Annotated in this window: 22 protein-coding genes; 2 read left to right on the top strand and 20 right to left on the bottom strand. The window is 64.1% G+C overall.

The genetic code is table 11. The features are described from left to right. Nucleotides 1-290 precede the first annotated feature (290 nt). The 3 genes from U1738_RS18570 to U1738_RS18560 form a co-directional block, all read right to left on the bottom strand. Nucleotides 291-971 carry a GMC oxidoreductase gene (locus U1738_RS18570; protein ID WP_332790515.1) on the bottom strand — a complete coding sequence of 227 codons (681 nt, stop codon included), beginning with the start codon at nt 969-971 and terminating at the stop codon, nt 291-293. 1 nt (nt 972) lies between these two features. Continuing rightward, on the bottom strand, nt 973-2,016 hold the full coding sequence (locus tag U1738_RS18565; RefSeq protein WP_332790514.1) for a GMC family oxidoreductase: 1,044 nt from the start codon (nt 2,014-2,016) through the stop codon (nt 973-975). A gap of 67 nt (nt 2,017-2,083) precedes the next feature. Next, the gene (locus U1738_RS18560; RefSeq protein WP_332790513.1) at nt 2,084-2,530 is read right to left on the bottom strand and encodes a VOC family protein; all 447 of its coding nucleotides are present in this window, start codon (nt 2,528-2,530) and stop codon (nt 2,084-2,086) included. Nucleotides 2,531-2,670: 140 nt separating this feature from the next. Here U1738_RS18560 and U1738_RS18555 point away from each other — a divergent pair, with 140 nt between their 5' ends. Further along, on the top strand, nt 2,671-3,459 hold the full coding sequence (locus U1738_RS18555) for an IclR family transcriptional regulator (protein ID WP_332790512.1): 789 nt from the start codon (nt 2,671-2,673) through the stop codon (nt 3,457-3,459). Between the two features lie 204 nt (nt 3,460-3,663). Here the strand turns inward: U1738_RS18555 and cobA are convergent, their stop codons facing one another. From cobA to U1738_RS18510, 9 genes are all read right to left on the bottom strand, one after another. Next, nucleotides 3,664-4,446, bottom strand: coding sequence for a uroporphyrinogen-III C-methyltransferase (gene cobA / locus U1738_RS18550; protein ID WP_332790511.1), 783 nt, complete (start codon nt 4,444-4,446; stop codon nt 3,664-3,666). Beyond that, nucleotides 4,439-7,021 (bottom strand): molybdopterin-dependent oxidoreductase, encoded by a 2,583-nt coding sequence (locus tag U1738_RS18545; RefSeq protein ID WP_332790510.1) that lies wholly within the window; start codon nt 7,019-7,021, stop codon nt 4,439-4,441. The genes cobA and U1738_RS18545 overlap by 8 nt, the downstream gene beginning before the upstream one ends. Next, nucleotides 7,018-7,374 (bottom strand): nitrite reductase small subunit NirD, encoded by a 357-nt coding sequence (gene nirD / locus U1738_RS18540; protein WP_332790509.1) that lies wholly within the window; start codon nt 7,372-7,374, stop codon nt 7,018-7,020. Before nirD ends, U1738_RS18545 begins: the two co-directional genes overlap by 4 nt. After that, nucleotides 7,371-9,878, bottom strand: coding sequence for a nitrite reductase large subunit NirB (gene nirB, locus U1738_RS18535; RefSeq protein WP_332790508.1), 2,508 nt, complete (start codon nt 9,876-9,878; stop codon nt 7,371-7,373). Before nirB ends, nirD begins: the two co-directional genes overlap by 4 nt. Next, a complete protein-coding gene (locus U1738_RS18530; protein ID WP_332790507.1) occupies nt 9,875-11,092 on the bottom strand; it encodes an alginate export family protein in 1,218 nt (405 codons plus the stop codon). The genes nirB and U1738_RS18530 overlap by 4 nt, the downstream gene beginning before the upstream one ends. After that, complete coding sequence (locus tag U1738_RS18525; protein WP_443027049.1) at nt 11,092-12,351, bottom strand: MFS transporter; 1,260 nt, start codon at nt 12,349-12,351, stop codon at nt 11,092-11,094. Before U1738_RS18525 ends, U1738_RS18530 begins: the two co-directional genes overlap by 1 nt. Nucleotides 12,352-12,550: 199 nt before the next feature. After that, nucleotides 12,551-13,765 (bottom strand): CmpA/NrtA family ABC transporter substrate-binding protein, encoded by a 1,215-nt coding sequence (locus U1738_RS18520; protein WP_332790506.1) that lies wholly within the window; start codon nt 13,763-13,765, stop codon nt 12,551-12,553. Next, entirely contained in the window at nt 13,762-14,340 is a 579-nt protein-coding gene (locus tag U1738_RS18515) for an ANTAR domain-containing response regulator (RefSeq protein ID WP_332790525.1), read from the bottom strand. Before U1738_RS18515 ends, U1738_RS18520 begins: the two co-directional genes overlap by 4 nt. A gap of 321 nt (nt 14,341-14,661) precedes the next feature. Further along, nucleotides 14,662-15,834: a glycosyltransferase family 4 protein gene (locus tag U1738_RS18510; protein WP_332790505.1), complete on the bottom strand. Its 1,173-nt coding sequence runs from the start codon at nt 15,832-15,834 to the stop codon at nt 14,662-14,664. 167 nt (nt 15,835-16,001) lie between these two features. Between U1738_RS18510 and U1738_RS18505 the strand changes: the two genes are divergently transcribed. After that, nucleotides 16,002-16,706 carry a fatty acid desaturase CarF family protein gene (locus tag U1738_RS18505; RefSeq protein ID WP_332790504.1) on the top strand — a complete coding sequence of 235 codons (705 nt, stop codon included), beginning with the start codon at nt 16,002-16,004 and terminating at the stop codon, nt 16,704-16,706. A gap of 6 nt (nt 16,707-16,712) precedes the next feature. Here the strand turns inward: U1738_RS18505 and U1738_RS18500 are convergent, their stop codons facing one another. The 8 genes from U1738_RS18500 to rfbB all read right to left on the bottom strand — a co-directional run bounded on the left by U1738_RS18500 (nt 16,713) and on the right by rfbB (nt 25,375). Continuing rightward, complete coding sequence (locus U1738_RS18500) at nt 16,713-17,930, bottom strand: capsule polysaccharide biogenesis protein (RefSeq protein ID WP_332790503.1); 1,218 nt, start codon at nt 17,928-17,930, stop codon at nt 16,713-16,715. After that, nucleotides 17,927-19,594 (bottom strand): capsular polysaccharide export protein, LipB/KpsS family, encoded by a 1,668-nt coding sequence (locus tag U1738_RS18495; protein WP_332790502.1) that lies wholly within the window; start codon nt 19,592-19,594, stop codon nt 17,927-17,929. Before U1738_RS18495 ends, U1738_RS18500 begins: the two co-directional genes overlap by 4 nt. A gap of 3 nt (nt 19,595-19,597) precedes the next feature. Beyond that, nucleotides 19,598-20,434, bottom strand: coding sequence for a 3-deoxy-8-phosphooctulonate synthase (kdsA, locus tag U1738_RS18490; protein ID WP_332790501.1), 837 nt, complete (start codon nt 20,432-20,434; stop codon nt 19,598-19,600). 9 nt (nt 20,435-20,443) lie between these two features. Next, nucleotides 20,444-21,259 carry a 3-deoxy-manno-octulosonate cytidylyltransferase family protein gene (locus tag U1738_RS18485; protein WP_332790500.1) on the bottom strand — a complete coding sequence of 272 codons (816 nt, stop codon included), beginning with the start codon at nt 21,257-21,259 and terminating at the stop codon, nt 20,444-20,446. Next, nucleotides 21,256-22,248 carry a KpsF/GutQ family sugar-phosphate isomerase gene (locus U1738_RS18480; protein WP_332790524.1) on the bottom strand — a complete coding sequence of 331 codons (993 nt, stop codon included), beginning with the start codon at nt 22,246-22,248 and terminating at the stop codon, nt 21,256-21,258. The genes U1738_RS18485 and U1738_RS18480 overlap by 4 nt, the downstream gene beginning before the upstream one ends. Nucleotides 22,249-22,534: 286 nt before the next feature. Next, nucleotides 22,535-23,410, bottom strand: coding sequence for a glucose-1-phosphate thymidylyltransferase RfbA (rfbA, locus tag U1738_RS18475; protein ID WP_332790499.1), 876 nt, complete (start codon nt 23,408-23,410; stop codon nt 22,535-22,537). Between the two features lie 25 nt (nt 23,411-23,435). Continuing rightward, a complete protein-coding gene (gene rfbD, locus U1738_RS18470; protein WP_332790498.1) occupies nt 23,436-24,314 on the bottom strand; it encodes a dTDP-4-dehydrorhamnose reductase in 879 nt (292 codons plus the stop codon). Then, nucleotides 24,311-25,375: a dTDP-glucose 4,6-dehydratase gene (gene rfbB, locus U1738_RS18465; RefSeq protein ID WP_332790497.1), complete on the bottom strand. Its 1,065-nt coding sequence runs from the start codon at nt 25,373-25,375 to the stop codon at nt 24,311-24,313. The genes rfbD and rfbB overlap by 4 nt, the downstream gene beginning before the upstream one ends. Nucleotides 25,376-25,378 lie beyond the last annotated feature (3 nt).

Raw genomic sequence — 25,378 nt, 5'->3', positions numbered from 1 at the left:
TACGGCTCCAGCCGCGCCATCTGCTCGTCCGTCAGCCAATATAGGTCGCTCATGCCCAGTCTCCTCGCAGAGCCTGAATCAGATCGCGACGCTTACATCAATGGGTCCTGACCCTAGCATGATCGCGGACATGAAGGTGGGCGCTGCGATCGCAGCGGAGCGTGGATGCGTCGCCGGTCTTTCAGATATCTCGATCTTGTGGCGACGACGGTAGAGGTGTTCGCACCGCCATTGGATCAACCACAGCCTCTACAGGCGTGGGCCCATCAACCTATCACAAGCCCGCCGGACTAGCTGGCGAGAGCATCTTCCAAGATCATGGAAGCGGCCTTCTCGGCCGTCATTATGACGGGAATGTTCGTCCCGGCCCGCATGAGCGTAGGGAAGATCGACGCATCGACCACGCGCACGCCCTCGACGCCGATAAGCTTGCAGCGTGAATCGACCACGGCATGGTTGTCCGCAGGATCGCCCAGCCGACATGTTCCGCCCGGATGTGCGCCCGTTTGTACGAAGGGCAAAATCCGGTTCTCCAAGGCGCTGCCTTCCGTGGGGAAATCTTCCAGTGGGACGATCGCATCCCGCAGGAGGCGACGACGGATAAAGCCCGGCCCGTCCAGGGCAAAAGCCGCAAGCTTGGTGAACAGCTTCGATTTCCAATTGTCCCGCATAAGCTGCATCAACTTGGGATTATGCTTCATGATAAAGGCCTGATTGGCCAGCGCGCCCAATTCCGGGCTGCGGGCCATCATGCCGATCCTGCGAAAACCTTCAGTCATTCGCAGCCGATCGCTGGGATGGCCCAAAAGATTGTTGTTGATCTTCGGCAACCCAAACGGATCGGCGGGATTCAAGCCGACCTCACCGACCGAGAAGGCCTTGTTGAGGACGATCATGAATTCGCCGAACTGCCGCCCCAGCGGATCGACGACCAGCCCGCCAGGCGTGCGTTCCCAAAGGAGCAACATCATGTCAGCGGGGGGGGCAGTCCGGCAGGCCCGATGAAAATCGGGCCGCCATCAGGGCAGGCTCGCGCACGGCTTGCCGACGGCGCCCTTGCCGCTTCAGATGGACGGAAATCCGCACCATGGGATGGTTTTGAAGATTCTGGCCGACGCCGGGCCGATCGGCCACGAGTTCAATTCCTGCCTCCGCCATGCGATGCGCGGGGCCGACCCCGGAACGCATCAACAAAGCGGGGGAATGAATCGCGCCCGCGCTGACGATCACCTGGGACGCCTGAAGGTGCGATCCGGCGGGGTCTGCCAGATCCACGCCAGTGACCCGGCCCTGCTCGAAGGTGAGGCGCTTGACCGCGGTGTTCGCGAGGATCGCGAGATTTTCACGCGCGCGGACTTCGGGCGTAAGATAGGCCACGGCCGCGGACATGCGTTGATCGGTCGCGTTGAGCGGTATCGGCCCGACGCCCTCGCCCGCCTGCGTGTTGACGTCCGCCACGCGGGGAATGCCCTGGTGTTCGAAAAGGTCGCTTACGGCACGGCTGAAGCCGCTCCAGGCCGTATGCGTCCACCGTTTTATTTTGATCGGCCCTTGGTTGCCATGCAGGGGGCCTGCGAAATCGCGGTCGGCTTCGAGCTTGTTGAAGAATGGCAGGACGTCGTCCCATCCCCAGCCTCTCACCCCCAGCTGGCGCCACTCGTCATAATCGGACGCTTCGCCCCGCTGCGCTTGCATGGCGTTGACCGATGACCCTCCGCCCATGACGCGCGCCTGCATCATCGGGGTGGGGCCGGGATGCACGCCGCGCACGCCTTCCGCGGTCAGCCCCGACCAGAAATATTTCGGGTTGAGCAGCGTGCGCATGCCCGGATCGCGAATATCCGCCTGCGCATCGCCAGGTTCAAGATCGACACCCGCCTCGATGAGCAGGACGCGAATGTCCGGGCGCTCGGACAAACGAGCAGCAAGCACACAACCGGCCGAGCCGCCGCCGATGACGATGTAGTCGAATTGCGTGTTCGACAGCTCCGCTGCACCTCGTCCTACGCTGGGCACTGATATCCTACCTTTTCTATTTCCGCCGCCCCCTCCGCGCCGTCGCGGACAAGGATATCGCGTGAGTTCAACGCGCGTTCGCCCTTGCGGCTGTAAAATCGGCAGATTCCTGCACGAACTCGATCAGATTTCCCGCCGGGTCGCGAAGAAAACAGACCAGGCCGATCGGAACAGGGGTTTTTCCCATCGCGACGTCAGCGCCCTTTGCTTCAGCATACGCCAGAAGTTCGTCGAGATCGTCGACACGAAAGGCGCCATGCTTGTTTCCGTGAGTTTTGAGATCCAGGATCGGAATGCGTCGATCGTCGGGCAGCGGCGCCGCGTCCTTGGTTTGGAACAGCTCTATGTTGAGATCTGCTCTTGAAAGGAAGACGACCTGCGCCCCGGCATGCTCGATATAGAAGCGGTGACTTTCCGCGAAACCCAGCATGTCCTTCCACCAGCGCACCGCAATGTCGATGTCCGGCACCGAAATGCCGATATGATGGTGTTTGAGATCCGGTACGGTGCTCACATGCAAGCCCTCCTATTTAACCGCTATACGGTTTTATTGTACTGCATTGTGGATATCGCTTAGGTCGTGACTGTGTCAATATCATTCTGTTAGATCAGGCTCCAAAGGCTATGGCGGGCACTCAAATCCAAGGATTTATTTTGGCGAAGACGGAAGAGATTGGGCCGGATCGAAATGGCGTACAGGTCATTGCGCGGGCTGCTTCGGTGCTGAGGGCGCTCGAGAATCAGCCGCAGGGCCTCAGCCTGGGCGATCTTGCTTCGCAGCTTGGTCTCGCACGATCGACGGTGCAACGCATCGTGAAGGCTCTGGCCGACGAACAATTGTTGATGCCCGCTTCTTCGAAGTCGCGCGTGAAGCTCGGGCCTCTTTTGGTAAGGCTCGGACAAAGTGCGGAGGTCGATATCCTGCAATTCGTGAAGCCGGTGATGGAGGAGCTGGCCGCGCAGATCGGCGAAACGGTCGATTTGTCTTTATTCAAAGATAGGACTGCTCTTTTTATCGATCAGGTGGTCGGCACGCAGCGCCTTGCAGCAGTATCGCATTCGGGAACCGAGTTCCCCTTGCACAGCACGGCCAATGGAAAGGCATTGTTGGCTAGCCTCGCTCCGTCGGCTGCCGCCTTGCTCTTGAGCGAGCCGCTCGATCGGGACACGGAGAACACGATAACGAGCATTGCGACGTTGAATGCCGAGCTGATGATCGTCAGAAACACGAAGGTCGCATTCGACCGGGAAGAGCATACCCTCGGCGTCAGCGCCGTGGGCACATGGTTCGAAGATCCTGCGGGTCGCCCTTATGCGATCTCCGTCCCCGTCCCCAGCATGCGTTTCGCGGACGGCGCGGCCTTGATCGGCCCACTTTTGAAAGCGCGCGCGCGCATCCTGAGGCACATCGCATCGACGGTGCCTCATGATGGCTTTTCCTAACCGCATCGCGGTTTTCGTTCACGCGATCTAACCGCGTGTTTTCGTCTCAAACCGTAGTTTGTCCGCCAGTGGACGACGCGTACAGCCCAGCCGACGTGTTTTCGCAAGCTATCGCCAACGCTGCCGCCAGACGGTTCGATACCGGCTTCGGCGAACCGCTCAGTGTACTTGATAGACACGCGATCGCTATGGTGAAGACGAGGACTATGCTCCGCTCGCTACGGTATGCGCCTCGTTGGTATGCCCCGAGTATGAAGGCGCACGCACCGCATCGCCGATCAAAATCAGCGTGGGGCCGGCACCGGGCGTCCGGTCGATCGCCAAGGACAACAGGTCGAGCCGTGTGTAGATCAGGCATTCGCCGGACAGGCTGACCTCGCTCGCGATCAGCACCGGCGTTGCACCGTCCAGTCCATGCGCGATCAGTTGGCGGCTGAGATCGGGTGCTGCCGCACGCCCCATGTAGAAAGCGAGCGTGGTCGCCGGTTCGGCCAGCCCAGCCCAATCCAGATCGAGTGGCTCACCGCTGCGCGCATGGGCGGTGACGAAGCGCAATTGCCGCGCCGTGCCGCGCAACGTGAGCGACACGCTAGCGCTGGCCGCCGCCGCGCTCGCCGCCGTGATGCCGGGGCAGATCCGCACCGGAATACCGTGCCCGGCCAGCGCCGCAATCTCTTCGGTCGATCGCCCGAAGATCGACGGATCGCCGCCCTTCAATCGCACGACGCGTTCGCCGGCCAGTGCCGCATCGACCAGCAACGCATCGATCTCGCTTTGGGTACGCGAATGCCGTCCGGCGCGCTTTCCGACCGCGACGCGCACGACATGCGCCGGGATCAGATCGAGCACGCCCGGCCCGACCAGTGCATCGTAGAATATGATGCTGGACGCCGCGATCAGCCGCTCGGCCTTGCGCGTCAGCAGATCGGGGTCTCCGGGTCCGGCTCCGACCAGCCATACGGTTCCGGGCGCGATCAGGTCATCCATGTTGGGCCTTTCGGGATTCGAGCAATGCCGCGATCGCGGGACGACAGGATCCGCAATTGGTGCCGGCGTTCAGCGCCGCGCCGACCGCCTCGACGCTGATCAGGGACCGCCCGGCGATCGCCTCGACGATCGTCTTCAAGCCGACATCGAAACACACGCAGATGATCGCACCCCGATCGGGCGCCGGTGTGGCGGGTCGCCCGGCGAGCAGTTCCATCGAAGACGATGCCTCGGCACCGAGTTGCGCGACGAGCCATTCGCGCGACGGCAATGCTGCGTTGCGCGCGACGAACAAGGTCGCCCGCAAGCGCCCGCCATCCAGCACCGTCGCGCGGACTACGCCGCGTCGCGCATCGATCATCTCGGCACGCTCGCCTGTCGGCAACAAAGCGATGAGCGCTGCTGGATCGCCTTCCCCGGCCAGCTCGGTCAACCAGCCATGCGCGGTGCGGATGCGCGTCCAATAGGCGCATTCAGGCGTGGCGGGCGGATCGCGGGTGATGAGGAAGCCGGTCCATTCGGGTTTGTAGGCGCTGATCGTGACGGGCGTGTTCTTGAAGCCGGGCTGGCCGGACACGGGATCGCGATCGCGGCCGGGCAGCAACCCGGCACGCCCGCCCGCGCTGGTCTGGTCGGTCCAGTGGATCGGCACGAACAGTTCGCGGCGGCGCTGATCGGGGGAGGCGGCAACGCGGAAGATGCTGTGCCCCTGCGCGGTCTGCACGCGCGCCAAGCCCCCGTCGATCAAGCCATAACGCGAGGCGGTGTCGGGATGGACCTCAACCAAAGGCTCGCGGCGATGTTGCGACAATTTGGGCGACCGGCCAGTGCGCGTCATCGTGTGCCATTGGTCGCGATAGCGCCCCGTATTCAGTCGCAACGGGAATGCGCGACTGCGATCGGCGCGCGGCAAGTAGCGCGCGGTCACCATCCGCGCCCGGCCGTCCAGGGTCGGATAGCTGTCGTCCGAGAAGGGCGATGCTCCACCCCATTGAAAAGGGGCCATCGTGGCATAATCGCCATCGCCGATCTTTGCCCAATCGGAAAGATCGAGCATGCGTGCGCCATCATTCTCGAACCCGGTCTGTGCCGCGAATTCGCGAAAGATGTCGGCCGGGCCGGAATAGTCGAAGCCTTCGAACCCCATGCGCTTCGCCACCTCGGCGATCTGCCACCAGTCCGCCCGCGCCTCGCCCGGTGCGGCCATGAAGCCACGCTGGCGGGAGACGCGCCGCTCGGAATTGGTGACGGTGCCGTCTTTCTCGCCCCAGGCGAGCGCGGGCAATTTCACCTGTGCGTAGAAACTCGTGTCGGTGTTCGCGATGCAATCGGAGACGACGACGAACGGGCAATTGGCCAGCGCGACGCGCGCTTGCCGCGCATCGGGCATCGACACGGCAGGGTTGGTGGCCATGATCCATACCGCCTTGATCCGGCCTTTCGCCATCGCCTCGAACATGTCGACCGCCTTCAGGCCCGGCCCGGGACAGATCGTCGGCGATGCCCAGAAGCGTCGCGCACGATCGCGTTCAGCATCGCTGAAGCCCATATGCGCGGCCAGCGTCGAGGCGAGCCCGCCGACCTCGCGCCCGCCCATCGCATTCGGCTGCCCGGTGATGCTGAACGGCCCCGCCCCGGGCTTGCCGATCCGTCCGGTGGCGAGATGCAGGTTGATGATCGCATTGGCTTTGTCGGTGCCGCTGGTCGATTGGTTCACCCCCTGGCTGAACAAAGTCACGGTGCGTGGGTGATCGATGAACAGATCGTAGAAAGCCTGCAGATCGGCCGGCGGGAGGTCGCAGATACCGGCCACGTCGGCCACGGAGACGCTATCCCAGAAATCATCGGGCACCGTGACATGGTCGGCGATATAGCGCCCATCGAGTCGCCAGCTGGATTTCAGTTCGCCGAGCAGCCCGTTGAATAAGGCGACGTCCGTGTCGGGCGCAATGGCGAGGTGCAGGTCGGCGCCTCGTGCGGTTTCCGTGCGCCGCGGGTCGATCACGACCAGCTTGGTGCCCCGCGCCGCCCGCGCCGCCTCGATCCGCTGCCAGATCACCGGATGGCACCAGGCGGTATTCGATCCGACCAGCACGATCAGGTCCGCCGCGTCGAGATCCTCGTAACTGCACGGCACGACATCCTCGCCGAACGCGCGGACGTGGGCCGCCACCGCGCTCGCCATGCACAGTCGCGAATTGGTGTCGATATTGGCGGTTCCGATAAAGCCCTTCATCAACTTGTTGGCGACGTAATAATCTTCCGTCAGCATCTGGCCCGAGGCGTAGAAGGCGACGCTGTCGGGGCCATATTCAGCGATCGTCGCGGCGAAACGGCTGGCGACGAGATCTAACGCCTCGTGCCAGCCGGCCCTCTCCGAACCGATCATGGGATGCAGCAGCCGCCCGTCGAGCCCGATCGTCTCGCCGAGATGCGTGCCCTTGGAACACAGTTTGCCGAAATTGGCCGGGTGATCCCGGTCGCCCGCGATCGTCGCGACGCGCGCGCCAGTCGGCGTGGCGAGAACACCGCAACCGACCCCGCAATAGGGGCAGGTGGTTTTGACCGCCGTCAAACGACCCCCGCCAATGCCGCCGCCCGCCCGATCAGGATGCGACCGCCGTCGATCTTCACCGGGATCACCGGCACGCATCTCTTGTCCTCGCCCAGCGCCTCGCCCGTCACCAGCGAGATGCGCCAATTGTGCAGCGGGCACGTCACCGTCGTATCGTGGACGATGCCCTGGCTGAGCGGCCCGGCCTTGTGCGGGCAGGCATTGACCAGCGCGTAGACGTCGCCGTTGGCGGTATGGAAGATCGCGATCTCGCGCCCACCCTTGACCGGCAAAGTGCGTGCGCCCAGCGCCGGCAATTGATCGACCGGCCCGATATCGAGCCACTCCGGCGCTCCGGTGATTGGCGCGCTCATGCCGGCACCCCCACATGACTTTGCAGCGGCCGGATCTCGGCGAGATGCTGGTGTAATTTATGATCCTCGCCCGCCGCGCGTTTGGCCCACGGATCATCCTGCATGAAGCGTTGCGAAAACAGGAAGCGTGTGCGCAACGCCTTGCGGCCCGCCGCATCCTCGACGATGCGCTGCCGGATATAGTCCAGCCCGACCCGCTCCACCCATGGCGCGGTACGATCGAGATAGCGCGCTTCCTCGCGGTACAATTGGATGAAGGCGGCGCAATATTCCATCGCCTCCTGCTCCGTCGCGACCTTGCACAGGAAATCGGTGCCGCGCAGCTTGATCCCGCCATTGCCGCCGATCGACAGTTCGTAGCCGCTGTCGACGCAGATCACGCCGAAATCCTTGATCGTCGCTTCCGCGCAGTTTCGTGGGCACCCCGATACCGCGATCTTGAACTTGTGCGGCATGAAGCTGCCCCAGGTCATCTGTTCGGTCTTTATCCCCAGGCCGGTCGAATCCTGCGTGCCGAAGCGGCACCATTCGGATCCGACACAGGTCTTCACCGTGCGCAGCGCCTTGGCATAGGCATGGCCGCTGACCATGCCGGCGGCGTTGAGGTCGGCCCAGACGGCGGGCAGATCCTCCTTTTTGATGCCGAAGATGTCGAGCCGCTGGCCGCCCGTCACCTTCACCATCCGCGCTTCGTATTTCTCCGCGACGTCGGCGATCGCGCGCAGTTCCTTTGGATTGGTCACGCCGCCCCACATGCGCGGCACGACCGAATAGGTGCCGTCCTTCTGAATGTTGGCGTGCATCCGTTCGTTGACGAAGCGCGACTGGTTGTCGTCGACGAACTCGCCCGGCCACGCGCACAGCAGGTAATAATTGAGTGCGGGGCGGCATGACGAGCAGCCGTCGGGCGTCGTCCAGTGCAGTTCCTGCATCACTTGCGGGATTGCCTTGAGCGATTTCTCCACGATCAGGCGGCGCACATCCTCGTGCGTGAAGCTGGAGCATTTGCAGATCGTCGGGGCGGCGCGCTCGCCGGCATAATCGTCGCCCAACGTGATCGCGAGCAGCCCTTCGACCAGCCCGGTGCACGATCCGCACGAGGCCGACGCCTTGGTGCAGGCGCGCACCGCATCAAGCGTTTCCGCCCCGCCACAGATTGCCGCGACCACCTTGCCCTTCGATACGCCGTTGCAGCCGCAAATTTCGCCGTCGTCGGGCATCGCCGCGACGGCCGCATTAGGGTTTGCCGATGCCCCTCCTCCCGATGCGAAGGCCTGACCGAAGATCAGCGCGTCGCGAATTTCGGCGACATCCTCCTGTTTCTTCAGCAGGTCGAAATACCAGTTTCCGTCCTGCGTATCGCCGTACAGCACCGCCCCGATCAACTTGTCGTCCTTGACGATCACGCGCTTGTATACGCCGCGCGCGGCATCGCGCATGACGATGTCCTCGCACCCCTCGCCACCCGAGAAATCGCCCGCCGAAAACACGTCGATCCCCGAGACCTTCAGCTTGGTCGAAGTGACCGAGCCGGTATAACCGGAAGGCGTCGCAACCAGCGCGTCGGCCAGACTGCGGCACATCTCCCATAACGGCGCGACGAGGCCGTAGACCATCTTGTTGTGTTCGACGCATTCGCCGACCGCCAGCACGTGCGGGTCCGACGTGACGAGATGATCGTCGACATGGATCCCGCGCCCGATCGCCAGCCCCGCCTCGCGCGCCAGCTTCACGCTCGGCCGGATGCCGACCGCCATGACCACCAGGCTGGCCGAAATCTCCCGCCCGTCCTTCAGTCGCACGCCCTCGACCAGGCCCTGCCCGTAGATCTCGGCCGTGTCCGCGCCGGTCAGGATCGTCTGGCCACGCCGTTCGAGTTCCTCCTTCAGCAGCCAGCCGGCGGCTTCGTCCAGCTGGCGTTCCATCAACGTGGGCATGATGTGCAGCACGGTCACTTTCATGCCGCGCAGCGACAGGCCGTGCGCCGCCTCCAGGCCGAGCAGACCGCCGCCGATCACGACCGCGCTGCCGCCGCTCCCTTCCTTTTCGGCGCTAGCTTTCCCGGCCTCCGCCGCGCGCAACATCGCGCCGACATCGTCCATATCGCGGAACGTCACCACGCCCGAAAGATCATGCCCCGGCACCGGAATGATGAACGGATCGGATCCGGTGGCGAGCAGCAATTTATCATAATGTTCGACCCGGCCCGATCGCGCCGTCACGGTCTGCGCCGCGCGGTCGATCGCGACGATCGCATCGCCCGAGACGAGGTCGATATGATTATCGGCGTACCAGGCGATGTCATTGATGACGATGTCGTCGAAGCCCCTGTCCCCCGCCAGCAGCGGCGAGAGCATGATGCGGTTGTAGTTCACCCGCGGCTCCGCACCGAAGATCGTGATGCGATAGCGTGTCGCATCGCGCGCCAGGATTTCCTCGACCGCCCGGCACCCGGCCATGCCGTTGCCCACCACGACGAGATGCGGTTTGGAAAGATCGGTCACGAGAGGCTCCAGTCGAGCGAGAGCCACAGCTTCTTCGTATCGTTGCCGAAGCCGTGGGTGGAATAATCGGCATATTTGACGAGAGCGGTGGTCCGGCCCTTCTTGATGCTGGCCTGCAGATTGATCTCGTCACCGTAGCGACGCTCCAGCCGGTCGCTGGAAAAGCGGTGGTAGATCGCGCTCAGCGCAATCGCATCGACGTGCAGCACCTTCTTCCAGCCGTAACCGACACTGCCGTACAGATCGCGAAGGCCGTCCGGCGGCGTGACGAGGAACTTGTCGGCCCAGCCGTTGAACTTGTGCAACGTGGCGAGCGGCGTCTGGAAGCTGGTGAGGGCAGCACCTTCATACGCACCGAGCACTTCATAGCCCGCGCCGAGCGTGAACCCCTTCACCGCCACACCCAGTTCGCCGGTATAATAATCCGCGCGGTAGCGGTTGGGGTTGCGGTGATAATCGCTCTGCCGCGCATAGCTGGCGAGGTAGGTCAGCTTTACCGTCTTGCTCAGCGGATGGGCCCCGGCGAAGCGGCCGCCATAGGTCTGGCTGCTGTTGACGAACACCGGCGCCTGATCCTGGTCGATCAGATATCCGAACCCGGTCAACGTCCCCAGCTTGGTCGTGTAGGCAAGGTTGGCGAAGATATTGTCGCCGCCGATCTCGCCCAGCCGCGCCGGGCCGAAGCGGTTGCCGCCATCCACACCCCAGATCGTGCGGACATTGTCGGCATAGGTCAGGTCGACCTTCAAATTCTTGATGCCCGAATATTCGATTCGCGCCGCGTCGAACGTCTGCTCGTTGTCGCGCCACGTCACGGCCCCGACGAAGCGCTGGTCGTCCAGATTGATGCGCTGCCGCCCGACCGTCAGCACCGTTTTCGGCAGCCCGCGATATTGCAGTTGCAGCCGGTTGAGTTCGATATTCTGCGGATCGGCCACGATCGGATAGGTCGTCTTGCCATTCAGGCCGCTATTATAGGCCGGGTTGATCGCCAGCGTCGCCTCGGATTCCGCGAGGAAGGCGAAGTCGCCTGCCTTCGCTTCAAACCCGGCGTGGAGGCGCGCGGTGACGGCATCGGCATCCTTCGTTGCGGGTGCCTGCTCGACATGTTCGTAGCGCAGGCGGGCATCGATGATCGGCTTGAGGGCGACGGGGTCGGCCAGCGCAGGCATGGCCAACAGCCCGCCTAACGCCACGAACGGCAAGGCGCGCATCAGATCCGCGCCCCGGTGCCGGCGACACCCCAGGTCGCGCGCCAGCGGTTCTTGACCACGGTCAGCCCGGCGAGCGCGACGAGCGCCAGGGCGGCGAAGATCAGGAAGCCGGCTTGCGGTGTTCCGGTAAGCTGCTTGGCCAGTCCGAGCGAGGAGGCGAGGTAGAAGCCGCCCACGCCGCCGCCGAACCCGACCAAACCGGTCATGATGCCGATCTCCTGCCCGAAGCGTTGCGGCACGAGCTGGAAAACCGCGCCGTTGCCGAAGCCGAGCGTACCCATCACCAGCAGGAAAAGCCCGAGCGCCAGCGGCAGCGATGTCGTGCCCAGGCTGATCGCGACCAGGGTCGCGGCGGCAAGCAGATACACCACGCTCAACGTCTTGATCCCGCCGATCCTGTCGGCCACCGCGCCGCCGATCGGGCGCACCAGCGATCCGGCAAACACGCACGCGGCGGTGCAATAGCCCGCGATCACCGGCGTCAGGCCGAAACTGTCGGTGAAATAGATCGAGAGGCTCGACGACAGGCCGACGAACCCGCCGAACGTCACGCCGTAGAACAGCATGAACCACCAGGCATCCTGATGCTTCAGGATCGCGAGATAGGCGGTGAACGGCTTGGGTGCCGGCTGGCTCGGCGCATCCTTGGCGACCGCCATGTAGAACAGGAATACGATCGCCAACGGGATCACCGCCAGCCCCAGCACCGCGTTCCACCCGAACGCCTTGGCGAGCAACGGCGCAAACAGGGCCGCCAATACGGTGCCGGAATTGCCCATGCCGGCAATCCCCATCGCCTTGCCCTGATGCTCCGCCGGATACCAGCGCGACGCGAGCGGCAGCGCGACCGCGAAGCTCGCCCCGGCAAAGCCCAGCAACACGCCGACCGCCAGCGTCCCGCCGAAACTGTCTACGCCCAATGCCCAGGACATCAGCAGCCCGACGATGACGATGATCTGGCCGATCGCGCCGGTGCGCTTGGGGCCGATCCGATCGACCAGCAATCCGTTGACCAGCCGCAGCACCGCGCCCGCGAGCGTCGGCACCGCAACCATCAATCCTTTCTGCGCAGACGAAAGACCGAGATCCTTCGAGATGATCGGCGCAAGCGGTCCGAGCAACACCCACACCATGAAGGCGAGGTCGAAATAAAGGAATGCTGCGATCAGCGTGCCGCGATCCCCCGATTGCCAGAAGCCGCTGCCGGTGCTTTTCATCGCGGCGGGTTCTGCCCCGATCAGTCCCTCGCTGAATGCCATGTTCGCTTGCGTCATCGCGTCGATCCCCCTCGGGCAAACGCAAAAAAGCCGCCGCGGCGCTCGACAGTTCGAGACGCGACGGCGACTTTGCCAGAATGTTGGTGATGTCGAATCCGCTACTTCGTTGCAGCAGCCCGACGATGTACGAAAGATGCCTCGGGTCTCGCCGCAGCGCAACATCTTTCTGCGGCGCAGCACATTAAGGTTCGAATCCGCCAAAATATCCGGTCAGATCAGCCGGATCGAAACTTCGCGCATCGAAGAAACGGTCCGCGCCGAGGATCAGACGCCCCTGCGTCGTGCCCACGCCAAGCGATTCGGCGATCCCGCCTTCCAGCTTGGAACTTGCTCCCGGCAACGGTACGCCGAGCGGACGCAACGCGCCACGATAGACATCCGGCCGGAACACGCGTTGTGCCGCCAGATAGTCCGTCTCGTTCGGCGTGGCATGGCCCGCCACGCACATCTGAGCATAAAGCCACGCCGCCTGGCTGACCCACGGAAAGTTCGCGGCCTCGCGGTGCTGGAACATGAAATCCGGCACATCGATCGGCTCGGCCCCTTGCGCGAACACAATCCGGTCGGAAATGGCATGCTCGATCAGCGTTGCCGATCCATCGAGATATTCCGGCCGGGCCAGGATCGCGGCGATCTCCTCACGTCGCGCCGGATCGACGAACGCTACGCCGGCCCGGTACAGCGCCCGTAACAGGCGCACGGTCAGGTCGGGATCCTCTTCCATCCGCGCGGTGCGCATCGCCAGCACCTTTTCCACACCGCGCAGCCATATCTGCGACGTGACCGCGACGATCACCCCGACGCCGCGATCGACGGCGACGCTGTTCCACGGCTCCCCGACGCAGATCCCGTCGATCTCGCCCGCCGCGAGCGAATCCGCGGCGAAGGGCGGCGCGACCGTGACGATCTCGACATCGCCGTCCGGATCGATGCCGCACCCGATCAGCCAATAGCGCAGCATGTAATTATGGCTCGAATAGCGATGTACCACTCCGAAGCGCAGTCGCTTCCCCACATCGCGCGCGGCGCTCGCGACCCCGGCCAGGCGCGCGCCGATCGCCGTCACGTCACCCGGCGCGCCCGACCGCGTTACTTGCGCGGCCAGATCCGGGCGCAGCGTGATCGCGTTGCCGTTGAGACCCAACACGAACGGCACCGACAGTGCCGTGGCTGGACGACCAAGCCCCAGCGTCGTGGCGATCGCCAGCGGGGCGAGCAGGTGCGCGGCGTCGCTATGGCCGTAGAGCAACCGGTCGTTGACCGTTGCCCAGCTCATGTCGCGCACCAGCTCGAGATCGATTCCCTCGGCCTCGGCAAAGCCGAACTCGCGCGCGAGGATCGGCAGCGCGGCATCGACCAGCGGCATGAAACCGATGCGGAAGGACGTATCGCTCATAGATCCCCCATCAGCCGGTCGGCGGTAACGATCGCATCGGCGACGTCACCGATCCGTCGTCCGCTATCCATCGCAGCCTTGCGCAAAGCGGCATAGGCGGCGGGCTCGTCGATTCCGCGCTTCTTCATCAGCAACGCCTTTGCCAGGTCGATCGCCTTGCGCTCGGCAAGCGCGCTGCGTGCTTCATCCAGTTCGGTACGCAACCGCGAATACGCGCGAAAGCGCCGGATCGCGAGCTCCAGGATCGGGCGAATCCGCTCCTTCTTCAACCCATCGACGACGTACGCCGAAACGCCGGCATCAATCGCCGCCTCGATCCCCGCCACATCGCTCTGATCGACGAACATCGCGACCGGCCGCGCCATCGCCTTGGATAAGGCAAACAGCTCTTCAAGTTCGTCTCGGTGGGGGTTGGCAAGATTTATCAGAACGACGTCCGGCGATAACACCTCCAGCCGTGCCGCGATCCCCTGCCGATCGACGAACGTCGTAACATCGCTGAGGCCAGCATCGCGCAGGCCCTCCTCGATCACCGCCGCACGCGCGGAGCTTTCATCGACAATCGCTATGCGCAATTCCACGCCCCCTGCTGCGGCGCAGCATAGGACGACATGAGCGATAGATACAGTGGCTTCCAGTGATGGCAGAAACGGCAGCGCTGCGGCGTCTGGAGTTTGTACACGGATTTCGGACAAACTCATCTCCTGCGGTGCCGGAAATCTTGCTTTCGTTGCCAAGCAGCGAGCCTGGATCGGTGCCCAGCTTCGATGACGGCCGCGGTCTGCCCTTAACAATTTCACCAATTCGGTCGGCAATCACTCTTTTGGGAACGGGCGACTGTTAGTTCGCGGGACGCCGGGCTGTGCTGGCGCGACGGATGATTTGGAGATCGACCGTCAATGCGAGAGCGGCATATCGGGCAGTTGGGCCAGATAGTCGTCCACGGCGGCAAAATGATCTCGCCAATCCGGGGCGTGATAGGCGGCCATGGCGTCGATCTGTCGCTTGCGTTCGGGCGATGTTCCGCAAAAATCGCGAATCTCGCGTTCCCATGCGACCGGGTCGGACGACGACACGTAGGTCGGAATGTCGCCGGCGATCTCCCGGAACACGGGCAGATTGGAGGCGATGACCGGGGTGCCCAATTGCAGCGCTTCGATCACGGGGAGGCCGAACCCTTCGGCGAAGGACGGCATCAGCAATGCGCGTGCGCCCTTGATGTGTTGGACGAGCTCGGTGTCGGAGCAGCGGTCTAGTTCATGAACGATCCCATCCAGGCCAAGGCCGCGATCCAGCACGGCCAGCGCGTGGTCGGCTTCCCAGCCGCGCTGACCGACGATCAGCAGATGCGGTGTCTCCGCGCCCAATCGTGCGATCATCCGCTGCCACAGGCGCAGGAGCAGGATATGGTTCTTGCGGCCTTCGATCGTACCGATCGTGATGAAATAGGGGTGCGCGGCAGGCGGGGACGTCACGTCTTCGGGCAACGCCGGGCCGGCCAGCCAAGCCGCGATGCCCGGTGGGCAAGGCAGATCCCGGTCGGCCGCGAACTTGTGCAGGTCCGCCAGGGTGACCGCCGAATTGGCGATGATGCCGCTTGCGCTGATTAAAGCGTTGGTCATCCGTTGCACGTGCTTTTCGGCCTCGCCCGCGCGGCAGAATTCGGGCGCGTTGATCGGGATCAAATCGTGGATGAGGTGGATCGCGCGCAGCTTATGCCGTGCGATCCACGCCGGCAGGCCGGGCGAATCCAGCCCGGTATGGCCGATATTTAGATACAGCGCGCCGCTATGGGGCCGGCTCGCCAGTGCGTGCGGCAAAGCCTTGGCGAGCAAGGCGACCAACCGCCGTCGGAAGCGCGGACCGCCTGCGATCAGCAGCGCGAACAGCCGCCTGGAATCCGCCACGGAAAGCACGGCGCGCCATTCCCCACGCTGGACGACGGCCTGGGCCTTCGGGCCGAAATGTTCGACGTACGCGAGGCATACGCGATCGATTCCGGTCGGCAGGCGGCCTGTCCAAACACGCCAGACCAAGCGGCTCACATCGATCAGCATAGTCGCCGGCATGTCCGATCAGGCGAGGCGGAGGCGCGGTGGGCGGGGCTGGAAACCGGTATCTCGGCTTCTGGACGGGTTGCGGTGTGGGTCACGCATCGCCTATCTATCGGCCGCTTCGTCCCGCCAGGCAACCGCAAGCGCGGCGAAGCGTGTACATTCGAGGATTGTGCTGAGGTATGTGGCGGCGGATCATCCTGGGATCGTTCCTGATTTCGCTGGTCTTCAACGCCGCTGCGATGGTCGCGACGTTTACCTTGCTGTCGGTGCTCGGCTTGATCGTGGGCTGGTATCTGGCGGATCTGGCCTCGGGTGTCGTTCACATGCTGCTCGATTATAGGCCCTGTCCGCCGGGCAAGCGCCTCAACGATTTGTATTTCTACACCGGATCGCGGGAGTCCGACGAGTATCTGATGCTGGTACGCGACCGGATGGCGGGCATCGGCGCGTTCGATCGGCTGGTCTATGATTTCAAGAACCACCATCCGCGCCCCATGGCGCTGGGTCGTCGTCCGGTGTGGCGGCTGATCGGATCGAGCGTCGTGATCGCCGCGTTGCCGATGAGCGTGTTGTTGAACATGGCTGCGCTGCTGCTACCGGTGCCGGGCTGGCTGGTCGCGATGCTGCTGGCGCTGATCGTCGGTGGTGCGTTCGCGCAATATTTCCACGGATCGCTGCACCGCGACGACAATCCGGCGGCGATCGACTGGATGCGTCGCCTGCGATTATTGATGACGCCGCAAGCACATCAATTGCATCACGACACGCTGCAGCGCGATTTCGCGACCAATTGTGGCTGGTCCAACCCGCTGATCAACCGCGTGTTCGTCGCGCTCCGGTCGCGGGGATATCTCGAGGATTCAGGGCTGGTTCCGGGCGCCTGAGCGCCGTCAGCAGGACCTGACAGCGAGCAGGCGTTCGACGCTGCTGTCGATCAGGATGCGGATCGCGGATTCGCTCGCGAGGCCACCACGCACCAGACATTTGGCGTGGAGCATCCGCTTGAACGCGGCGTAGAGCTTCTCATCGGGCTTGCCCGGCGCGGACCAGAATTGGTCAAGCCTGCCCTGATAGGTGACGCCGGGCACGTCATAGACCGCTTCGCCCAGCACGATCACCGGCGTGCCGCCTTCCAGTGCCAGCGTGCCGGACGTACTGTTGACGCACACCATGCCCAGCGCGCCGCTGGCCAGTTTGTTTAGATCACCACCGTCGATATGCAGGACGCGATCGGCGATATCGCGCTGCCGGGAATGCTTGCGCAGAAAGCGCCGCCAGTTGCGATAACCGCTGTCGAGCGGATGCTCCTTCACCAGCAGCAGGCAATCTTTCGGCGCATGGCGGGCGAAGCTTTCCAGTACGTAATCGGCGGCGATCGGCATCGATCCGAACGGCGAATGGGCGCGGATCTGGTAATCGCCGGTCAGCTGCAGCGGAAACAGGAAATATTTCTTGCCCGCAAGAGCTTGCAACACCTGTTCGGCCTGCCGCGCCCGACGCTTCGCGCGCAGGAATCGCAGCGCCCAGCCGATCCCGTCCAGCGTGATCGATCCTTCCCGGTGCGATCGATAGAAGGGAAAGCGCAATTTTCCGGTGACGACGTGGTGATAATGCCAGTAGCTGTCGCGCGCGCGCCGGCTGAAAGTCGCGGTGATCGGCGGCAGTTTCGGCAGCGGCGGCAGTGTGCGTGCCGCCGCCAGGATCACGGCCGCGTCGCGATCGAAGGAGGAATGGCCGTTCACGCCGTCGCCCTCCAGCGTCATCCAGTCGGGCCGGATATAGCCTTCCTCGAAGACATGCACATGCACCCCGCGCAGTTGCGCAAGCCCCAGGGCCGCGCGGTGCATCGGCCGGCAGTCGCCGAACAGAACGAGATCGGTGATGTCCCGATCGCGCAGGACATTGTCGAAATAGAGCGGCCATGACGGCATCGTGCCGCGAAAATCGGTTGCACCTTCGGTCCAGTCGTACCGGTCCCCACCGCTCAGGTTGATCCGGTGGATGTCCGCACCGAGGCGCGCCAGTTCTTCGCCGAGCAGGTGGAAGAACGGTCCAGGCGGCCCTTGCAGAAACAGGAAGTGGCGGCCCGCCGCCGATTGCACCGTCATTTCGGGTTGGTCCCAAATCGTTCGGCAAAGCGGGTGAGCGCGCCCTGCCAGGTCCGCAATTTGATGAGCGGGGAGGAGATATGCGCCTCGCCGTTCGCCAGCCGGCCCACCAGTACCTCCACCGGGCAGGGCAGGCGGGTGACCGGATCGATGTAGCGCGGATAGAGGATCAAGACCGCCGCGACCAGTTCGTCGATCGAGCGCGAACGGCCCCGGCGCTTCGGCACCGGGCCGTGATCTTCGGTCAGGCCCCAGCCGGCATAGAAAGGTACGCCATGCGTGACGACTCGTTTGCCCCGCATCAGCGCCTCGAACCCGGCGAGCGATGTGATGACGTGGAGCGTATCGGCCGCCTCGATCGCGGTGGTGACGGCCCCGCCGCGCTCGATGACGTCCGCGAGCGCGAGCACGTCCGCCTCGGCCAGTCGCCCCTTGCGATGGCCGGCCTCGACATCGGGATGCGGGCGATAGGTGATGAACGCGTCCGGCTCCAGTGCACGGGCACGGGCGAGCAACGCGAGATTGGTCATGCCGCCGCCGCCGGTCAGCACGGAGCGATCGTCCTCGACCTGGCCCGGGACCAACACCTTGCGCCGCTTCACCGGTTCGGCGGAGAACGCTTCGGGCGTCACCGGCGGACTGGCACCGTATTTGCTCAAACCGGCCGCGACGAGCCTGCGGCGCAGGGCGGCCGCCCTCGTCAACATCGCCGGCGAGAAATCCGTGTCGGCCAGGATCCGTTCGAGTGTGCTCGGCCGCGTCGGATCGAAATGCACGCCGACAGTGTCGACGATGACCGACAAAGGCGGGACGCAATTGGCGCCGAGTCCCTGCGATCGGATCATACCGTCTTCGATCTCGCCGATATGCACGCCGCGTCGCGTGAGATCCGCGATCACCGTTTCGGGAACACGCGAGGTCCAGACGAGGATATCGTCTTCGGCATCGGGTCTGCGCGCCATTCTGGACCCGGCATATCGGACGCGCGTGCTGCCGTCCCACAACAAGGCGTCCATCGTCACGCGTTTCCAGCGTGCGATGCCGTAAATCGCCTTTGGAGTGCGGTTCAGCTCGATCAAGGCGCGCCAGTCGCCAAGCTGCGCGATGGCCGCCGCCAAATCCCATGGCGCGCCCGTAAACGGGTTGGTCAACGGGGCCTGTGTCAGCACATCGACGAGACAGGCCACGATGGTCGCGCGGTCCGCTTCGCCAAGTGCGGCAAAGCGCCCGTCGCCGAAGACGCGTAAATCCCGCCCGCTAAGGGCCGCGATCAAGGCGAGGTCGTCGTTTCCGCCTGCCCATATCGAGCCGGCCCGGGCGACGATGTGCCAGGGATCCGCACGGGGATCGAAGCAGGGAATGTTCGTTTGTTCGAACCATGCGGACGGGGCCAGCGCCACCGCCCGCGCCGTTAGCCCCGCCTTCTGTGCGGCTTTTACCATCAGTACGGCCATGTCCCGCGATGTGGGCGCGAGAATCAGATCGCGATCGGGCGGCAATACGGGCTGGGGATTCCAGAATGCCCCGCCGATGCGCAGGCGGACGATGTCGGCAGCCAGCATCTCGGCCTCGCCCGGTGCAACCGCGACCGACCCAGCACCGATATGCGGCCGGCCTCCCGGAAAGGGCGGTATACGGAGAAACGGTGGCGGCGATGCGGTCACGGGCTAGCCTTTGACGGCTCGATCGACCCGCAGCAATTGTCGCAACAGACTTTCGAGATCGGCCAGCGGCAAGGCCGAAGGGCCGTCGCACAGCGCGCGCGCCGGATCGGGATGCGCCTCCAGGAACAGGCCGGCGATGCCCACGGCAATACCGCTACGTGCCAGCGCCGCCGTCTGGCGCCCGCGCCCATCGGCACTATCCGCGCGTCCGCCCGGTTTTTGCAACGCATGGGTCACGTCGAAGATCACCGGCGCATCGGCCTTCATCAGGTCGATCCCGAGCATGTCGACGACGAGATTATTGTATCCGAAGCTCGATCCCCGCTCGCACAGCAACACCTTCGCATTGCCTGCCTCGGCGCATTTGGCGATGATATGGCGCATTTCCGCCGGGCTGAGGAATTGCGGCTTTTTGACGTTGATCACCTTGCCGGTGCGCGCGATCGCGGCGACTAGATCCGTCTGGCGCGCGAGGAAGGCCGGCAGCTGGATGATATCCGCGACTTCGGCGACGGCGACGGCCTGAGCGGGTTCGTGCACATCGGTCAGAACGGGCACGCCGAAGCGTGCCTTGACCTCGGCGAGCAGTTTCAGGCCCTGTTCCATGCCCGGCCCACGATAGGAATTGATCGAGGATCGGTTTGCCTTGTCGAAGCTGGCCTTGAACACATAGGGCACGCCGAGCTTCTGCGTCACCGCCACGAAATGCGCAGCCGTCTCCATCAGGGTGTCGCGGTCCTCGATCACGTTCATGCCGCCGATCAGCACGAAGGGCGCGGCGTTCGAGAACACGATTTCCTGGTTCAGGCGGATATCATTGGAAACGGCTGGGCTGGTCATAGGTCGTGCTTATGCGATGCCCCGTGCCGCCAGAACAGCCTCGATCGCCGGCACGTCACCGGGATTGTTGAGTTCGATGCAATCCCAGCCTACGGACTCGAACGTGACGACCCGGATCGGGGCATCGCTTTCGAGAAAGCGCAATTGCTCCAGCCCTTCAAGCTCTTCGAGCGCGGACGGGATTTTCGCGGCATAATCCGCCAGCGCATCGCAGCGATAGGCATAGACGCCGAGGTGCAGGCGGACCTGTTCATGCGCGATAGCATCCAGGGCCGGTGGCACGAAGGGCAGCACGCGTTTGGAAAAATACAGCGCCCGGCCCGATGCTGTGGTGACGACGGTCGTCCCGCCGACGCGTCCGGCGGCGGCATCGCCGATCAGATGCGCGTAGGTGCTGGCCGATGTCCGTAGCGCGACCGTGGCCATGGCCGCTCCGGGTTCCGCGGTGAGCGCGGCCACCAGATCGGGGATGACGAATGACGGGGTCAGCGGCGCATCGCCCTGCAGGTTGACGACGATCTCGTTGCCAAGCCCCAGGGTGGCGACGGCTTCGGCACAGCGTTCGGTGCCGTTGCGGCATTCGGGCGCGGTCATCACCACCTCGCCGCCGAAATCGCGCACCGCGTCCGCGATCCTTGCATCGTCGGTTGCGACATACACCGCGCGCGCGCCGGGCACGCTCTGTGCGCAGGTCCAGCTCCGTTCGATTAGAGATTTGCCCTCGCCGGTCGCTCCGATCAACGGCACCAGCGGCTTACCCGGATAGCGGCTCGATTGGAAACGTGCCGGAATGATGATCGTGAACGGCGGTACGATGCCGGTCATTTCAGCCCGAAGCGCAGCAGATCGTGGACGTGCACGATCCCGATCGGGCAGGCCGGCTGGTCGGCATCGCGCCCCCCCACCACGAAGGCTGCGGTGATCTTGGCCTCGTTCAGCAGCACCAGCACCTCGTCCACCAACATATCGGCCGGGATCGATTTGGGTGCCGGGGTCATGACGTGCGCGGCGGTGGACACGTCGATCGTATCGAAATGGCGGCGCACATCGCCATCGGTGATCACGCCAATCAACCGGCCCTCCGGGTCGATCACGCCGGCAATGCCGAAGCGCCCGTTGGTCATGATCGAGATCGCCTCGGACATATGGGTTTCCGGCGACACCAGCGGCAGGCGGTCCGGGCCATGCATCAATTCACGCACCGGCGTCAGCGGGAAGCCGATCGTGCCGGCCGGGTGCAGCGCGCCGAGCATGCGCTTGGAGATGCCGCGCATATCCATCACCGTCATGGCCAGCGCATCGCCCAGCGCAAGCTGGATCGCAGTGGAGGTCGTCGGCGCGAAATTGATCGCACAGGCCTCGCGCGCCTCGGGCAGCAGTACGGCGACCTCCGCCATACCCATGACGAGTGAATTCTGTCGTGCGGCGACTCCGATGATCGGAATGCCCGATTTGCTGGCATAGGTCAGGATCGAATGAAGTTCGGCGGTGTTGCCGGAGTTCGAAAAGACCAGCAGCACATCGCCTTCGACCAGCATGCCGAGATCGCCATGACCCGCCTCGGCGGGGTGAACGAATGTCGCTGGCGTGCCGGTGGCGGCGAACGTCGCCGCCACCTTGCGCGCGATATGGCCGGATTTGCCCATGCCGGTCACGACGAGCTGACGGCGCGTGCCATGGATCAGGCGACACGCATCTATGAAAGCGTCGTCCAGGGAGTTTTCGAGCAACCTCAGCGCATCGGCTTCGATCCGAACGACCTCACGCCCGCGTGCCAATATGGCATCGCTATCAGCGTCCGGTCGGACCAGCATATGTTTCACTCGAAATCCCCTGCGACCGCAAGTTGCACGCTCGTTTTATATAATAAACTGTTTCGGTTGCATTTTCTTACGTTGGCCCCTTACGACAGTACAACTTGGGGTTCAATGGCAAGGCTTCGGTTTGCTAGTGCAAAGCGCTGAAGCGGTACGATTTCGAGCCCCGAAGGCGGTGCATAAGCTTGCGCGACATCCGACGCATTGCCTTGGGTTCGCACGCACTCGTGGGCGCGCTGCGCGAACTTCGCGCAGCCTGTGCGTGTCTGAGTCCGAAGAGATGTCAGCGTCGGCCGAATTCCAGCATCCGCCTGATCGAGGTCGCATATTCGGACTTGCCCAGCGCAGCGATTGCCTTGTTCAGTTGGGCTTCGTCGATGAAGCCCTGATTGAAGGCGATTTCCTCGGGACAGGCGACCTTGAAGCCCTGGCGTTTCTCGATCGTGCGGACGAATTCCGCAGCCTCGAGCAGGCTGTCGGCGGTTCCCGTGTCGAGCCAGGCGAAGCCGCGGCCCATGATCTCGACCGTCAGTTCGCCGCGTTCGAGATAGACGCGATTGACGTCGGTGATTTCCAGTTCGCCGCGCGGCGACGGTTTCAGGTTCGCGGCGATATCCACGACCTGATGATCGTAGAAATACAGCCCGGTCACCGCCCAGTTGGAGCGCGGTATCGCGGGCTTTTCTTCGATCGACAGCGCGCGCATCGCGTCGTCGAACTCGACCACGCCGTAACGTTCCGGATCGTGGACATGATAGGCGAAGACCGAAGCGCCATTCGGCCGGGCCATCGCGCTCGCGCACAACTCCGTCATGCCGTGGCCGTAATAGATATTGTCGCCCAGCACCAAGGCGGATGGATTGCCGTCCACGAAGTCAGCACCGATGATATAGGCCTGCGCTAGCCCGTCCGGGCTCGGCTGCACGGCATATTCGATGTTCATGCCCCATTGCGACCCATCGCCCAACAGCGTCTGGAACGACGGCACGTCGCGCGGGGTGGAGATGAGCAGCACTTCGCGTATACCGGCCAGCATCAGCGTGGACAGCGGATAATAGATCATCGGCTTGTCGTAGACCGGCATGAGCTGCTTCGACGTCGCGAGCGTCATGGGGTGGAGTCGCGTACCGCTGCCGCCGGCGAGGATGATGCCCTTCATATGCGTAGTTCCAGTCTGTCCGGGATCAGGAAAGGTGCCGTGCGACGCAGAGGTCGACGGCGTGTTGCCAGGGGCCGAGGCGGATGCCGTATGCGTCCGCCAGCTTCGTGCAGTCGAGCCGCGAATTGCCGGGGCGTGTGGCCGGCGTCGGATAATCGGCGGTCGTGATGTGGCGCACGCGCGCCGACGGGCCACCGCGCTCGGCGGAAGCGGTGAAGATGGCCTCGGCGAACCCGGCCCAGCTTGTGTCGCCAGCCGCCGTCATGTGGAACACGCCGCGCAGGTCCGGCGACGCATCCGCCGCCAACCGCTCGACCACCTGCAACACCCCCTCGGCGATATCGAGCGCGCCGGTCGGATTGCCGAACTGGTCCGCTACCACGCCCAGCTCGTCGCGATCGGAGGCCAGGCGCAGCATGGTCTTCAGGAAATTGGCGCCGAACGGGCTGTAGACCCAGGCCGTGCGCAGGATCGCGGTATCGGCATGCGCGGCCAGCACGGCCTGTTCGCCCGCCAGCTTCGATGCGCCGTAGATGCTCAGCGGGCCGGTCGGATCGGTCTCGACATAGGGTTCGGGCTTGGTGCCATCGAATACGAAATCCGTCGACAGATGGACGAGCGGCACGCCCAGGACTGAGGCGGCCTTGGCCACCGCGCCCGCGCCGGTCGCATTGACCGCGAAGGCCAGCTCGCGTTCGGATTCAGCCTTGTCGACGGCGGTATAGGCGGCCGCCGAAACGATCGCGTCCGGTGTCGCCGCGATCAGGGCGTCACGCACACTCGCCACATCGGCGAGATCGAAATCGGGTCGGCCGAGGGGCAGGATCACATGCCCACGCGCCGGCGCGCGTTCGATCAGGCTCTGCACGACCTGCCCGTTCCGGCCGGTGACGGCGATCCTCACGGCGCGGTGGCCGCCGGCTTGGCGAGGCCAAGCCGCGCGCCGTCATATTGTTCGCGCAAAGGCCCCCACCACCATTGATTGTCGAGATACCATTGCACCGTCTTGTCGATGCCGGTCTCGAACGTCTCCTGCGCACGCCAGCCGAGTTCGGTCTCCAGCCGGGTGGCGTCGATCGCATAGCGCGCGTCATGGCCGGGGCGATCGGTGACGTAGGTGATCAACGTCTCGCGCGGCGTGTCGGTCGGCACGAGGCGGTCGAGCGTCTGGCAGATGCGGCGGACGACTTCGATATTCTGCCGCTCGTTGCGTCCGCCGACATTATAGGTCTCACCCGGGCGGCCGCGCTCTGCGATCAGATCCAGCGCACGGGCGTGATCCTCGACATACAGCCAGTCGCGCACATTATCGCCCTTGCCGTACACCGGCAGCGGACGCCCATCGAGCGCGTTGAGGATGATCAGCGGAATCAGCTTTTCGGGGAAGTGATACGGCCCGTAATTGTTCGAGCAGTTCGACACCACGACCGGCAGGCCGTAAGTCCGCTGCCACGCCTTTGCGAGATGATCGGACGACGCCTTGCTGGCCGAATAGGGCGAACTCGGATCATACGGCGTCTCTTCGGTGAACAGTCCTTCAGCGCCAAGCGATCCGTACACCTCGTCGGTCGAGACATGCAGGAAACGGAACGCCTCCTTCGCCCCGTCTTCCAGCCCGAGCCAATAGGTCCGCGCGGCCTCTAGCAGGGTGAAGGTGCCCATGATGTTGGTGCGGATGAAATCGGCCGCGCCCGTGATCGAACGATCGACATGGCTCTCGGCAGCGAGATGCATGATCCGGTCGGGCTGGAACTCGGCGATCGCCGCATCCATGCCCGCACGGTCGCAGATGTCGGCGTGCAGAAACTGGTGATTGTTGCGCCCTTCCACTGCCTTCAGCGACGCCATCGTGCCGGCATAGGTCAGCGCATCGATGGTCAGGACGTCATAACCCTGTTCGAGCACGAGATGACGCACCAGCGCCGAACCGATGAACCCGGCACCTCCGGTAACGATGATCCGCATTTA

This window comes from Parasphingomonas caseinilytica, assembly GCF_036663755.1.
Lineage (GTDB): Bacteria > Pseudomonadota > Alphaproteobacteria > Sphingomonadales > Sphingomonadaceae > Sphingomonas.
This window is presented reverse-complemented; position numbering and strand designations above follow the sequence as displayed.